The following is a 13,544-nucleotide window of genomic DNA, read 5'->3' on the forward strand; positions in this document are numbered from 1 at the left end:
GGCGGCGTGCCTGAAGGATTCGCTTAAATCGCTTGAATGTTTCGCAGGAGCCCTGGTGGCTTCGCGCGCGTTGGGCCGGGCGCCGCCGCGCACAATCGTTCAAGACGCTTCGCGCCCGCTTCGCCTAAGCTCGGCTGAAATCCACCGTAACGGAGCCGTCATGGACATCGATTCTTCCCGCACGCCCGAGCGGCGCGGCCAAGGTCAGACGATCGACCTGCTCGACAAGATTCGCCGGATCGAGGGGCACTGGCAGCCGCGCGTCGTTGCCGAAATGAACGACTATCAGTTCAAGGTCGTAAAGCTGCTCGGCGATTTCATCTGGCACACGCATAGCGACACCGACGAGACGTTCATCGTGCTCGAAGGGACCTTGCGCATCGATCTGCGCGACGGGGCGATCGAACTGCGGGCGGGCGAGATGGCCGTGGTGCCTAAGGGCGTCGAGCACAAGCCGTATGCGCAGGCGGAGGTGAAGCTGTTGCTGATCGAACCGCGCGGTGTGGTCAATACCGGCGAAACGGAAAACGACAGGACGGTCGAAAACGACATCTGGATATGAGACCCGGAGTGCAATAAACAGCGCGATAAGCAGCGCAATAAGCACCGCTGGCCGGCGCATGGGCCGTCGCGCCGCTTCGTGTACAGTTCCGCTTGACGCATGACTGCTTTCACGCAACGGCCCATGATACGACTGGAAGATCTCGTCATTTTCATCAGCGCGGTAGACCACGGGAGTCTTTCGGCTGCCGCGCGGCAACTGGACCTCACGCCCGCGGTTGCCAGTGCGGGCCTCAAGCGCCTCGAAGCGGAGCTGGGCACGCGCCTCATCGCACGATCGACGCGCAGCCTGCGCCTGACGCCCGACGGCGAAGGCTATCTCCGGTACGCGCGCAACGTGATCGAGCAGGTGGAGGCAGGCCAGAACGCCGTGGCGCACGGACGCAAAACGATAGGCGGCACCGTGTCGCTTTCGGTGCCCTCCGATCTGGGCCGGAACGTGCTCGCCGTCTGGCTCGACGAATTCCAGTCGCAGCACCCGGCCGTTTCGTTGCAGGTGCATCCCGGCGACAGCGTGACCGACATGTTCCGTGCGCCGATCGCGCTCGCGATCCGCTATGGCGTGCCCGAAGACTCCACGCTGGTGGCGCTGCCGCTCGTGCCCGAAAACCGCCGCGTGCTCTGCGCCTCGCCCGACTATTTCGCGCGGCACGGGCGCCCCGGGTCGCCCGCCGCGCTCGCGCAGCACAACTGCCTGTGCTATGCGTTGAGCGACACGCTGCATGACCGCTGGACCTTCTCCAGGAATGGTGAAGCGACGGTCGTGAACGTGCGCGGCGACCGCAGCAGCGATGACGGCGAACTCGTGCGCCGCTGGGCGCTGGCGGGACGGGGCGTCGCCTACAAGTCGCGGCTGGACGTGCTGGCCGACCTCAAGGCGGGGCGTCTCGAAGCGACGCTGACCGATTTCGAGGGCGAGAGCGCGCCGCTGCATCTCGTCTGCGCGCACCGGACCATGCTCTCGCCGACTGTCAACGCGCTGCGCGACCTGCTGCGCGAGCGCCTTTCCACCTACGCCGCCTGAAGCTCTGCAGTCCCGCTGGCGTTGGATTCGGCGGCGATTTTCAATTTCTGTTTGAAGCTGATTCCTCGCTACGCCGCTTTCCGGGCCGGGCGCGCTGACCGATGATCGAGCCGTGACGGACGGAATGGCCGGCGTGGACTGATTCACGAGGCCAGGGCGTCCGGCTTCCCAACATTGTTAGCTGGAGGTATCGACCATGAAGGCCGTTGGCTACTATCGCAATCTGCCCATCGGCGATCCGGAATCGCTCGTGGATCTCGAACTGCCGGAGCCCGCGCCCGGTCCGCACGACCTGCTGGTCGAAGTGCATGCGGTGTCGGTCAATCCGGTCGACACCAAGGTGCGCGCGAGGATGGCGCCCGAGGGCGGCCAGCCGAAGGTGATCGGCTGGGACGCGAGCGGCGTGGTGCGCGCCATCGGCCGCGACGTGACGCTGTTCAAGCCCGGCGACCGCGTGTGGTACGCCGGCTCGCTGCTGCGGCCGGGCACCAATAGCGAGCTGCATGCCGTCGACGAGCGCCTTGTCGGCCCCATGCCGCAGACGCTCGGCTTTGCGCAGGCGGCGGCGCTGCCGCTCACGAGCATCACGGCCTGGGAGCTGCTGTTCGACCGGCTGAAGGTGCCCCAGAGCACGGCGGGCACGGCGCCCACCGGCGAGACGCTGCTCGTGATCGGTGCGGCCGGTGGGGTGGGCTCGATCCTCGTGCAGCTCGCGCGCAAGCTGACCGGCTTGACGGTGATCGGCACGGCGTCGCGGCCCGAGACGACGCAGTGGGTGACCGACCTCGGCGCGCATCACGTGATCGACCATACGAAGCCACTTTCGCAGGAGCTCAGGCGCATCGGCTTCGAGGGCGTGGACTTTATCGCGAGCCTCAATCAGACCGACCGCCATTTCGACGAGATCGTGGCATCGATCAATCCTCAGGGGCATCTCGCGCTGATCGACGACCCCGAGATCTTCGACTTCCGCAAGCTCAAGACGAAGAGCGTCGCGCTGCACTGGGAATTCATGTACACGCGCTCGATGTTTTCGACGAAGGATCAGATCGAACAGCACCGCCTGCTCGCCCGGGTCGCTTCGCTGATCGACGAAGGCGTGCTGCGCACGACGTTCAACGAGAGCTTCGGGACCATCAACGCCGCAAACCTGCGCCGGGCGCACGAGCTCGTGGAAAGCAACCGGGCGCGCGGCAAGCTGGTGCTCGAAGGCTTCTGAGCGCGGCGGCGCTTACGGGTGTTTATGGGCGGTTGAGATAGCGCGGCAGCGCCGCGATATCCTGCTTGCGCAGCGGCTTGCTGTAGAGGAAGCCCTGGGCGACCTGGCAGCCGTGAGCATCGAGAAATGCGGCCTGCTCCATCGTCTCGACGCCTTCCGCCACGACCTGCTGCCCAAGGCAGCGGGCGATGGAGAGAATCGCCTTGACGAGTTCGGCATGACGCCGGTCCGTGGTGACGCGTTGCACGAACGTACGGTCGATCTTGATTGTGTCGATCGGAAAGCGCGCCAGATAGGCGAGCGCGGAGTAGCCGGTGCCGAAGTCGTCGATGGCGATCGATAGCCCCATGTTCTTGAACGCCAGGAGCGTGCCGGTTACCGTGTCGTCTTCTTCCAGCAGCAGGCTTTCGGTGATCTCGAACTCCAGCCATTCGGGCCGGCAGCCGGTTTCGTCGAGGATCTCCTTCACCGTCGTCGCCAGGTCGCGAAACTGGAACTGCCGCGCGGACAGGTTGATGGCCACTTTGTGACGCGTCTTGCCGCCGGCATTCCATTCGGAGGCCGAACGACAGGCTTCGCGCAGCACCCATTTTCCGAGATCGCCGATCAGGCCCGTTTCCTCCGCCACCGGCACGAACTGCACGGGCGACACGTAGCCCACGCCGGGCCGGTTCCATCTCAACAGCGCTTCGGAGCCGATCACTTCTGCGTCGCGAAACAAGACCTGAGGCTGGTAATGCAGTTCGAGTTCGCCTTGATCGATTGCGCGGCGAAGCTCCGATTCCAGCAGCAGATGCGCGGTCGCTTCGACGGTCAGTTCTTTCGTGTAGAAGCGAAAACCTCGCCGGCCCGAGCGCTTCGCGAGGTACATGGCCGAATCCGCGTACTTCAGCAGGTCTTCGGCGTCGGTACTGTCGACGGGATATAGCGCGATGCCAAGGCTGCACGAAACGAAGACCTCTCTACCGTCCAGCAGAAAGCGTTCGTCGAGCCGCTTGATGATCCTGGCGGAAATCTGTTCGAGGAGGCAGCGCTCGCGAATCCCGGGCAGCAGCACGGCGAACTCGTCGCCGCCGAAACGCGCGACCGTGTCGCCGGGGCGCACGCAGCCCAGCAGGCGCACCGCCGCTTCGCGCAACAGCTCGTCGCCCACCGCGTGACCCATCGTGTCGTTGACGCCCTTGAAGCGGTCCATGTCGATCATCATCACGGCCGTCAACTGGCCCGGCGTGCTGACGGCGATGGCTTGACGCAGGTACTCGTTGAACCGGGCGCGATTCGGCAGCGCCGTCAACGCGTCGAAATACGCCATGCGATGAATTTTCTCCCGCGAGGCGTGAAGTTCCGTGATGTCGCGCCCCACGGCAAGGACCGTTTCCACCGTGCCGTTCGCTCCAAGCTCCGCGGTGAGTCTGATGAGGTGGCATAGCTGCCTGCCGCCGGGCTCGCCCCAGCTCAATTCGAATTCCTGGTCGCGTGCCGTGGTGAAAACCGCTTCCAACTGATGCTCGTAAAGCTCCATGTTGGTGCCGCCCGGCGATTCGGCCGGGGTTTTGCCGATCAGGGCCGCCGCGCCGCCCGAGAGGAGCGAGGCGAAAGTCGGATTGACGTAGATGCGCCGAAAATCCCTGCTATAGCGTGCCACCGTATCGGGCGAGTGCTCGACGAGGGTTCTGAATTCGCGCTCGCGCCGGGCCAGGGTTTCGTCGGCGCGGCGCCGCTCGGTCATGTCGCGCGCCACGCCAAGCACGCCTGTCACGGTACCGCGCGCGTCGAGCACCGGTAGCCGGCGGGTTTCGAGCAAGGCCCGTTCGCCCGTTGCCGGGGAGACCACCCATTCGTCATTGACGCAAACACGCATTGCGTCGATGGCCGCCTTTTCACGTTCGTGAAAGAAGTCGGCCATCTCGGCTTCGTAGAACGCGTAGTCGGTTCTCCCGAGAATTTCGGCTTTCGACTTGCCCACAAAGCGCTCGACACCGTGATTGCAGAGCATGAAGACGCCCGCCGTGCTCTTCAGCCACACCATGTCGGGAATGGTGTGCAGCACGTTCATCAGTTGCGCGCGCGCTTCGGAGAGCTCCCGCGCCTTGTCTTCGAGGCGCTTGTTGAGCTGGAGAATTTTTTCGTACTGGGCACGCTGTTCGCCTTCCGCGCGCTTGCGCTCGGTGATGTCCTGAATCGCGCCGATCAGGCCGGCCTGGCGGCCTTCGCCATCGTGGAAAACGGCCTTGCTGAACTCCACGTCGCGCACTTCGCGCCGCGCGTTTCGGACCTTGAATTCGTATTGCTGGATGCCGCCGCTCGTGAAGAGCGCTTCGTCCATGTCGAAATAGGTTTGCGCCAGTTCGCGCGGGCTGGTTTCGAAGACGGTCTTGCCGACGAATTGCTGCTTCGGCACGCCAAGAAATGCTTCGAACGCCTTGTTTAGATGCAGATACCGTCCTTCGCGGTCCTTCGAGAAAACAGGAATGGGAATGGTATCGAGCAGGGATTCAAGGAAGGATTCCCGTTCGCGCAGCTTGGCCTCCGCGCGTTTGCGCGCGGTGACGTCGAACCAGATCGCCAGCACGCCGGGCGTGCTGCCCTTGACCGGGTCGCTGACGAACTGCACGACATAGTGCTCGCAGCGTCCCGCGGGCATGCCGTCGAACGACAGTTCGAGCTCCCGAGCGACACCGGTGGTGGCGACTTCGAGAATGGCGTCGAGGTAGCGCCGCAGCGTTTGCGGCGACAGCAGCTCGGCCTCCGTGTACAGCCGCGGCCCGGGTTCGGATGCGGCGCTCATCGTGGCGATTGCCGCGCGATTCAGGTGGCGCCGTCGACCGCGTGCATCGTAACGGATGACAGGCATGGGCAAACCGTGGACCGGCACAGAGTATTCGCTTTCGGCGTCGATTTCAGGGTTTTCCATGCTGTTAAAGAAACTGATTGTCCGCTCAAGGCCGTCTACGCTGGCGCTCCCGGAACCGGCATCTCCGCCGGGGCCCAACAGGACACGCCATCCGTACAGTAACGGCGGAAAATGAGGATTCTGAAGTGTGCCGAACGAGGCTTTCGGGTTGCCTTCAGCGCGGTGTCGTGGCGCGGCGCGGTATGCGTTACCTGCGCAGCCTGCGATGATCGGGGAATATCCCCTGCCGCGTGCGGCGGATGCCCAGGATCGAATGATGAGCGACAAAGCGCGCCTCAGGGTTGGGTTGAGATCCGCGCCGGATTGCCGGCCATAGCCATAAGACAAGATTACTGATCGTCGTCATCGGCCGACGGGCCCGCGTCGAGGCTTCCCGCGGTGCTCGCTCCACGCCTGGCGATGGCGCGCGCGAGCAGCTCGCTCGCCGGGTGGCTCGATGCGTCGACGGTCAGGGCGTGGCCCGCGTTTTGCCACGCGCAAACCCATTGCCCCTGACGCGCGCATAGCCGTGCGTAGCCCAGCAGGGCGTCCCGTTCCCGTTCGCGCGAAACCAGTTCGGCCTGCATCTGTAGCGCCTCGCTGTTGCCGGGCTCTTCGGCCAGTGCGCTCATGATGGCCCTGCGTGCCGGCCAAAGATTGCTCTTGTCCAGACTCGCGCGGGCACTGGCGAGATTTCTGGCCGCGTCGGCATGGAGGTTCGCGCTGGTCTTCCGCACAGCAACGCGTTCCTCATGACGATTCATTGGCGCATCGGCGTTTTGCCGAGCGGCGTCCCTGTTCGCCATGCGGGGTGGCGCTCGCGGTGCGGGTTCCGCCAGCGCCTGCGGGGCCGCGGGCGGCTCGGTGTCATTGGCTGGCGCGCGGGTTGCCGGGACCGCAACCACCTGGGGCGCGAGCACCGGCCCTTTGGCCGTCTGAGCGACGGGCGCCGGTTCCTTTTCTTCGTGATGTGCGATCCCGTAGGCGGCAAATGCGAGCGCGAACACGGCCACGCTGGCGAAGGCATAGAACTGCTGTCGCGAGCGGTGCCCTGGGGGTTCGCCGGCCGTCTCCTCCTGGGAGGAAGCGATCATCTGGTTCGCCCCGCATTCGGGACAGAATTTCATCGGGCCACTGAGTCCGGTCCCACAGCGGGAACACTGCCGCGAGCCGGGTTCAACCCGCTCAAATTCCTTGGACATGGGAAAACCTGGAGTCGGAAGATCGAACTGATTGCCGCTACAGCCTGTCGCGTAGCGGCGGGTCAGGGAAGTGCCGCAAAATCGATGCCTGGGAGAATCATCGGGCGGTGCGACGGCTGCCGGTTTCGCCGCACGATGATTACATGGGATGTAATTGGCGCCATGCGCTGCTGCCGCTACGCTTCGATTGTCGTCTTTTCATTTTCATCCACCTCGATCAGGGAAATACGATGAATGCCACCAGTCTCGATTCGAAAGTACCGCTGAACGAACTCGGTGGTCTGCTGCGCTATTGGCGCGACCTGCGCGGCGTGAGTCAGCTCGATCTGTCGCTCGATGCCGGCGTTTCGCAGCGTCAGATCAGCTTTATCGAAAGCGGGCGTAGCGTGCCGGGCCGGGACACGCTGCTGACGCTTGCTCAGACACTCGATGTGCCGCTGCGCGAGCGCAATGACTTGCTGCTCGCCGCCGGTTACGCGCCCGTGTATTCGGAAGCGGCATGGAATGCCCAGGAGATGCATGGTGTCATCCGCGCGCTGGAGCGAGTCGTTCGCCAGCACGAGCCGTTTCCGGCGATCGTGATGGACCGTCACTGGAATGTTCTGATGACCAACGAGGCAGCACCGCGTTTCTTCAATTGCTTCATCGACATGGCCGCGCGCCCGAGCCCGCGCAACATGCTGCATCTGGTCTTCGATCCTCAGGGGATGCGGCCATTCGTGGCCGATTGGGACACGGTCTCGCGTAGCCTCCTGCAACGCGTGTATCGCGAATCGGTGGGCCATATGATCGACGCCGGCACGAAGCATCTGCTCGACGAACTGCTGGCCTATCCCGACGTACCGCGCGACTGGAAGGCCCATCGTGGGTCGTCTACCGCGGCCACCATGCCCGTCATTCCACTGAGCTTCGTCAGCGAGGGCGTCGAGCTTCGCTACTTCTCGATGGTCACGACCGTGGGCACGCCGCAGAACGTTGCAGCTCAGGAACTGCGGCTGGAATCCATGTTTCCCGCCGACGACGAAACCGAAGCACGCCATCGGCAGTTGCTCGCGGCACATTCCAGGCAGCACTGAGCGGCTTGCCGCTAGGGGCTTGCCTCATCCGACGGCGGCGCGAACCTGACCCAGTTGTCGCAACTGTTCAACACGACCTTGAACGCCGCGTTGCAATCGGCCGGCCTGCAGGGCAAAGTCATCCAGATCGATTCGTACACCTGGGTGAGCCAGATGATCGCGAATTTCCAGGCGAACGGCTTTACGGTGTCCAACACGGCGCAGGCTTGCGATCCCTCGAAAACACCCGACGACACCTCGTTGCTCTGCTCGCCGGCGACCTACGTCGTGCCCAATGCGGACCAGACGTACCTGTTCGCCGACGACCTGCATCCGACCACGCGTTTGCATGCGCTTTTCGCTCAGTACGTGGAGCAGCAGATTGCCGCCAGCGGATTGGGGCATTGAGCGTCCGGGATGCGATCATCGGGGGGAATTCAGGAGTCCCGTCAGTTCGTCCGGCGAGATCTCGTCGTTGTCCTCGCTCTCTTGACGGCGGCCCCGGATCTCTGCCCGCTTCTGTGGGTCGAACCTGGCCAGGTCCTGGAAAATGAGCCGCCCCCACGTTTGGCCTCGCGCCTGGACGAGCAGGCCGCCCTCGGCGATCTTCCCGAGTTCGACCGGCGCGAAGCCGAGCCGGTCGACCAGATCCGCCACGGAGGCGCTGGCCGCGCCGTCGTCGCTGGAGACGAACACGACTCGCCGGCCTCCCTGCGGTGTCGTGGCCCCTTGGGCCAGGGTCCCGGCGGGCAGGTGGTTGAAAGCCTTCACCAGTTTCGCTCCCGGCAGCGCTTTCGCAATGGCGGCGGTCGAGGGCAGCCCGTCGAGTTCCTCCGGGGGGACGCCGAACGCATTGGTTGCGTCGACCACGAGTTTCCCCTGCCAGCTTTCGGCGGCCCGCGCGACGTCACGGTGGGCAGCGAACGGCATGGCCAGGATAACGACGTCGGCCTTGACCGCGTCTTCCATATGCTGCGGGACGAGCGACGGGCCGATTTGCGCCGCCAGTGCCGCGAGTGCCGCCGGCGGCCGTCTGCCCGCCACCGCGACTTCGATTCCCTGGCGCGCGAACGCCTGGGCGATGGCCGTTCCGATCTTGCCGAGGCCGATGATTGCGTAGCTCATTGAATGCTCCTTCCGTCGTGCCCGAAGTCAAACCTGGCCGACGCCACCGTCGTCCATCAGGTCCGCGCCCGTCATGTAGGAACTCTGGTCGGACGCGAGGAAGAGCGCCCCATTGGCCATCTCTTCGGGCCGGGCAAGCCGGCCGAGCGGGACCATGCTCAGGTACATGTTCACCAGCGCCTCGCGTTCTTCGGGCGTCGAGACCTGGGAGTCGAGCATCGGGGTGTCGGTGACGCCTGGGCTCAGCGTATTGACGCGAATGCCGCGATCCTTGAATTCCGCTGCCCACGTGCGGGTATAGGAACGCAGCGCCGCCTTGGTCGCCGCGTAGGCGGTATGACCGGGAATGCCCATGAGGTGCATGGCCGAGGAGACGAGGATGATCGATCCGCCTCGTGTCATCAGCGGCAGCAGCTTCTGCACGAGGAATACGGGGCCGCGGGCGTTGAGGTTGAAGGTCTTGTCGAAGTGTTCGGGCGTGAGCGTGTCGATGGGAGCCTGCTCCACCAGGGCCGCGTTCGACACGACGATGTCGACGCGTCCCTTTTCGTCCCTCACTGCCGCGGCGACGCGGTCGAGGTCATCGAGGTTCGCGGCGTCGGCCCGGATTGCGGTGACGTTGCGGCCTATCTGGGCGGCGGCCTCGTCGAGCTGGGTCTCGCGACGGCCGAATATGAAAACGTGAGCGCCTTCGGCGGCGAACCGCCGGGCGATAGCCAAACCGATGCCAGTCGTTCCGCCGCTAATGACGGCAACTTTGTCTGTGAGAGTGGACACGGGAACCTTCCTTCGTCTGCTGATGGATGACAGGAAGAGCGTAATTGCTGGCCGTGCGGATGATAATCCGCAAATTTTTCATAAGACCTATTCGCGAGGGGAATCGGCCATCTTCGCCCGCGCCGCGTGAGTCATGCCGAAAGTGTTCATAATGACAGAGCGTCCCGCGGTATTGATTCTTTGGAGGAATGCGGTGGATCGGTTTCACGAATTGAGCGCCTTCATTGCCGTCGTGGAAGCGGGCGGGTTTTCCGCTGCGGCGCGCAGGACGGGCGAGTCGCAGTCGGCCATCAGCAAGGCGATCGGCGCCCTCGAAAAGCGTCTTGGCGTCGTGCTGTTCAACCGCAGTACGCGCAGCGTGACCCTGACCGATCAGGGGCAGCGGTACTACGACCGGGCCAAACCGCTGGTGGACGAGATGGATGAAGTGGATGGAGAACTGACGAGCAGCACGCTCGATGTTTCGGGCTTGATCCGGATCGCCTCGGCGTCGACTTTCGGCCGCCTGCACGTCGTTCCGCTGATACCCGAGCTGTTGTCGCGCCATCCGGGCCTGCAAGTGGATCTGATCCTTTCCGACTTCGTGCGCGATATGGTGGAAGACCGGATCGATCTGGCGATTCGCGTGGGGCCGGTCGACGAACCGGACGCCGTGGTCAAGCCCGTGGCCAGCAGTCCGCTCGTCTGCGTCGGGTCGCGTCGTTACTTCGAGCGATTCGGCACGCCCAGAACTCCCGCCGACCTCGTTCATCACAATTGCCTTTTATATGGAGGCCTGATGGAATCGGTCAACTGGCCGTTTGTCGGGCCAGAGGGGCGGTTCAGCGTAACCGTTCACGGGAATCTTTCCTCCAACAGCGTCGAAACGATCCGGGCGGGCGTGCTGGCCGGTATGGGCATCGGCCTGTTCACGAAGGCTTCTCTTGCCGACGAACTCCGGCATCCGGAAGTCGTCACGGTTCTCGACGACTTTATCCGCGACGCCAGAGACATCAGCCTCATCTGGCCGAAGCGCCGGTTCGTTCCGGCACGCCTGCGCCGCGTAACCGAGTTTTTTGCCAAGGCGCTCCCGGCCCGGATTTAGGCGGGCGAGAGCCCACCCACCGGGCAGCATGGCAGATGTCGAGAGACGGCCTTCGGTCATGCCGCGAGCTTTGCCGCCGCATCCCGAAGCGCCGTGCGCAGCCCCTCCTCGACGACGGGGTGATAGAACGGCATGGCCAGCATTGCGTCGACGGTCAGGCCCATCTGCAGGCTCCACGCGAGCAGGTGGCCGATGTGCTCGGCCGAGGGGCCCAGCATCTCCGCACCGATAAAGCGCCGCGTCGCGCGATCGACGTACACATGCGCCCGCCCCTGGTTTTTCAGCATCACACGGCTGCGCCCCTGGTCCTCGAAACTCACTTCGCCGGTCACGAAACTGCCCTCGGGCAGCTCGCGATGCCGCGCACCCACGAGGGCGATCTGCGGGTCGGAGAACACGACCGCCAATGGCGCCCGGCGCTCGATTTTCGCCACGTCGGGATAGCGCGCCGCGTTGCGGCCCGCTGCGCGGCCTTCGTCGGCGGCTTCGTGCAGGAGCGGCACGACGCCGTTCACGTCGCCTGCGATGAAGACCGGATGCGGGCCCACTTGCAGCGTGTCTGCGTCGAACTGAGGGATGCCGTGTTCGTCGAGTTCGATCGATGTGTTCTCGAGCCCGAGGTTCCCGACATTGGGCTGCCTGCCGGTGGCTGCCAGCACATATTCATAGCTATCCTCAGTAACGGTTCCATCGGGGCGGCGATAGCGCAACCTCACATCGTTGCCGTCGCGCGTTGCGCTCAGCATCGTGCCGCTCGGCTCGAAATGGAACGCTTCCCCGAAGATCGCGCGCGCCGTTTCCACGAGCTTCGGGTCGGTCAACTGGCCGACGCTGCCGCGCCCGCCGTACACGCTCACGCGTACGCCAAGCCGCGCGAGCGCCTGCCCGAGTTCGAGGCCGATCACGCCGGGGCCCATCACCGCCACGCTGCGCGGCAGGGTCGTCCAATCGAACACGTCGTCGTTCACCACCACGCGGTCGCCAAGCCCGGCCAGCACCTCCGGCACAACGGGCTTCGAGCCGGTTGCGATCACCACGCGCCCGGCGCGCACTTGCGTATGGTCGCCCACCTGCAGCAGGCGGTCATCGACGAAACGCGCATATCCCACCAGCCGGTCCTCCGCCGGCAGGGCTTCCACCCCCTCGATCACGAAGCCGACGAAGCGGTCCCGCTCGCGGCGCACACGCGCCATCACCGCTTCGCCATCGACCTGCACGCCGGCTACATGGATGCCGAACGGAGCCGCGTGGCTTGCCGTATGCGCCGCCTCGGCCGCCGCGATCAGGAGCTTGGACGGCATGCAGCCCACGCGCGCGCAGGTCGTGCCGTATGGACCGCCCTCGATGATCACGGCGGTGGCGCCCTCCGCACGGGCCGCGCGGTAGGCGCTCAGCCCCGCGGTGCCCGCGCCGATGATGGCGACGTCTTTCTGTATCATGCGCATGGCGCAATCCCTCCTTGAATGGCGGAACGTAACCGATGGGCTTCGCGCGATTTCGCGGTGCGCCACTCGTCACGGCTTGCATACAGTGTAAGAAGGGCGCGCAGGCCGATGAATGCCACGAAGAAGCAATATCCTGCTCAATCGTCTCATTCGGCCAGCCAGGGGCCGCTACGATGCGATTTTTACACCGGAAACCTGCAATCGTCTCGCGCACCTGCTGTAGCCCGGTGCCGGGCATTTCCGTGAGGACGGAACTCAAACCCGGACGCAGGGCGCGCCCTGGCCTTGCTAGCGGCATGTCAATGCAGAGGCGTGGCAAGGCGTGCGATGCGGCGCACCTGGCGCGGCAGCACGATATACATGCTCCAGATCACGAGGAGCATTGCGCGCAGCACGTCCTCGACATGATGCGGCAGCGCAACGATCAGTTCCGCAATCAGCAGGCTGCCCGGTACGGACCACAGATAGGTGGTCAGGCCGAGCAGGGTTGCGTGCCATAGACCGAGCCGTTCGGGTCCGGGCAAGGCGTGCGCGGCCAGTCCGCTTCGAACCATGTAGCCCGAGAGCGGCAGGCTCAGGAGTACATAGACCAGAACGGTGGCCACGAGCGGCAGGGCCATGATCACGACCGGCACGATGGCCGATAATGCCGTTGCGCCCGACGGGGTCAGCGCGGCCGAGAGCCGCATGAGCGGCGCGGCCGTCTTCCAATCCAGGTAGTTGTACCCGACGAGAAAGGCGAGGCAGAGCAGCGCGCTGGCGAGCCACTGGCGCCAGGCGCAGGACCACCACACATAGAGGCGCCGCCCGAAGCTCATGCTCCGGGTGAGCCGGAACAGAGGCCGCCGGTCCGTGAGCGTGGCTACGCCAGCCATCACGACAAAGAGGCCTGCTGCGAGAGCCAGCACGTAGAGATTCCACGGGAAGAATCCCGCGTGATGACCGACGACCGTCGACGCCGGTTGGGGTACGGAGAAATGCTGCAGATGCCGGGCAATATATTCGGAGGGGTCGAGCGCCTGTGCCGATCCGTTCGTGCTCATGCCGCCTCCCTGTTGAAGGAAACGCAACAGCGGGAAAGCAACCGCGCGAAGAGGTTGCGTTCGTCTTGACGGAAGCCTGGCAGATTATGCGGCGTTCGCTACGGACGTTAGCATTT

The 13,544-nt window shown here is 64.6% G+C and carries 10 protein-coding genes and 2 pseudogenes; 6 read left to right on the forward strand and 6 right to left on the reverse strand.

All coding sequences use genetic code 11. The annotated features are described in order from the left end of the window. The first annotated feature begins 160 nt into the window (after positions 1–160). From WJ542_RS27275 to WJ542_RS27285, 3 genes are all read left to right on the forward strand, one after another. A complete protein-coding gene (locus WJ542_RS27275) occupies positions 161–562 on the forward strand; it encodes a cupin domain-containing protein (RefSeq protein ID WP_411192692.1) in 402 nt (133 codons plus the stop codon). A gap of 123 nt (positions 563–685) precedes the next feature. Then, positions 686–1,585 carry a LysR family transcriptional regulator gene (locus tag WJ542_RS27280; protein ID WP_411192693.1) on the forward strand — a complete coding sequence of 300 codons (900 nt, stop codon included), beginning with the start codon at positions 686–688 and terminating at the stop codon, positions 1,583–1,585. 196 nt (positions 1,586–1,781) lie between these two features. Beyond that, positions 1,782–2,804, forward strand: coding sequence for a zinc-binding alcohol dehydrogenase family protein (locus WJ542_RS27285; RefSeq protein WP_411192694.1), 1,023 nt, complete (start codon positions 1,782–1,784; stop codon positions 2,802–2,804). 22 nt (positions 2,805–2,826) lie between these two features. Here the strand turns inward: WJ542_RS27285 and WJ542_RS27290 are convergent, their stop codons facing one another. Continuing rightward, positions 2,827–5,592, reverse strand: a complete 2,766-nt coding sequence (locus tag WJ542_RS27290) for a sensor domain-containing protein (protein ID WP_411192695.1) — start codon at positions 5,590–5,592, stop codon at positions 2,827–2,829. A gap of 455 nt (positions 5,593–6,047) precedes the next feature. Beyond that, positions 6,048–6,791 carry a hypothetical protein gene (locus tag WJ542_RS27295; RefSeq protein ID WP_411192696.1) on the reverse strand — a complete coding sequence of 248 codons (744 nt, stop codon included), beginning with the start codon at positions 6,789–6,791 and terminating at the stop codon, positions 6,048–6,050. Between the two features lie 338 nt (positions 6,792–7,129). Here WJ542_RS27295 and WJ542_RS27300 point away from each other — a divergent pair, with 338 nt between their 5' ends. Together WJ542_RS27300 and WJ542_RS27305 are read left to right on the forward strand one after the other, a co-directional pair. Continuing rightward, positions 7,130–7,975, forward strand: a complete 846-nt coding sequence (locus tag WJ542_RS27300; protein WP_411192697.1) for a helix-turn-helix domain-containing protein — start codon at positions 7,130–7,132, stop codon at positions 7,973–7,975. Between the two features lie 15 nt (positions 7,976–7,990). Beyond that, positions 7,991–8,362 (forward strand): annotated as a pseudogene (locus WJ542_RS27305) (SGNH/GDSL hydrolase family protein); the annotation flags it as partial. Positions 8,363–8,479: 117 nt separating this feature from the next. On the opposite strand, the pseudogene WJ542_RS27310 reads toward WJ542_RS27305, so the two are convergent. Further along, positions 8,480–9,079 (reverse strand): annotated as a pseudogene (locus WJ542_RS27310) (NADPH-dependent F420 reductase); the annotation flags it as partial. A 27-nt stretch (positions 9,080–9,106) separates the two neighbouring features. Next, positions 9,107–9,856, reverse strand: a complete 750-nt coding sequence (locus tag WJ542_RS27315) for an SDR family NAD(P)-dependent oxidoreductase (protein WP_411192698.1) — start codon at positions 9,854–9,856, stop codon at positions 9,107–9,109. Between the two features lie 193 nt (positions 9,857–10,049). Here WJ542_RS27315 and WJ542_RS27320 point away from each other — a divergent pair, with 193 nt between their 5' ends. Beyond that, positions 10,050–10,940, forward strand: a complete 891-nt coding sequence (locus tag WJ542_RS27320) for a LysR family transcriptional regulator (RefSeq protein WP_411193502.1) — start codon at positions 10,050–10,052, stop codon at positions 10,938–10,940. Positions 10,941–10,996: 56 nt separating this feature from the next. Here the strand turns inward: WJ542_RS27320 and WJ542_RS27325 are convergent, their stop codons facing one another. Together WJ542_RS27325 and WJ542_RS27330 are read right to left on the reverse strand one after the other, a co-directional pair. Beyond that, complete coding sequence (locus WJ542_RS27325; RefSeq protein WP_411192699.1) at positions 10,997–12,385, reverse strand: dihydrolipoyl dehydrogenase; 1,389 nt, start codon at positions 12,383–12,385, stop codon at positions 10,997–10,999. 299 nt (positions 12,386–12,684) lie between these two features. Continuing rightward, positions 12,685–13,428 (reverse strand): hypothetical protein, encoded by a 744-nt coding sequence (locus WJ542_RS27330; protein WP_411192700.1) that lies wholly within the window; start codon positions 13,426–13,428, stop codon positions 12,685–12,687. Positions 13,429–13,544: the final 116 nt, after the last annotated feature.

The organism is Paraburkholderia yinzeri (assembly GCF_046581065.1).
Classification (GTDB): domain Bacteria; phylum Pseudomonadota; class Gammaproteobacteria; order Burkholderiales; family Burkholderiaceae; genus Paraburkholderia.

What these genes read in the sequence shown, in the direction of transcription:
- WJ542_RS27275 (WP_411192692.1), top strand. Translation starts at nt 161, where the DNA reads ATGGACATCGATTCTTCCCGCACGCCCGAGCGGCGCGGCCAAGGTCAG.
- WJ542_RS27285 (WP_411192694.1), top strand. Translation starts at nt 1,782, where the DNA reads ATGAAGGCCGTTGGCTACTATCGCAATCTGCCCATCGGCGATCCGGAA.
- WJ542_RS27330 (WP_411192700.1), bottom strand. Translation starts at nt 13,428, where the DNA reads ATGAGCACGAACGGATCGGCACAGGCGCTCGACCCCTCCGAATATATT.
- WJ542_RS27325 (WP_411192699.1), bottom strand. Translation starts at nt 12,385, where the DNA reads ATGCGCATGATACAGAAAGACGTCGCCATCATCGGCGCGGGCACCGCG.
- WJ542_RS27290 (WP_411192695.1), bottom strand. Translation starts at nt 5,592, where the DNA reads ATGAGCGCCGCATCCGAACCCGGGCCGCGGCTGTACACGGAGGCCGAG.
- WJ542_RS27295 (WP_411192696.1), bottom strand. Translation starts at nt 6,791, where the DNA reads ATGATCGCTTCCTCCCAGGAGGAGACGGCCGGCGAACCCCCAGGGCAC.
- WJ542_RS27300 (WP_411192697.1), top strand. Translation starts at nt 7,130, where the DNA reads ATGAATGCCACCAGTCTCGATTCGAAAGTACCGCTGAACGAACTCGGT.
- WJ542_RS27280 (WP_411192693.1), top strand. Translation starts at nt 686, where the DNA reads ATGATACGACTGGAAGATCTCGTCATTTTCATCAGCGCGGTAGACCAC.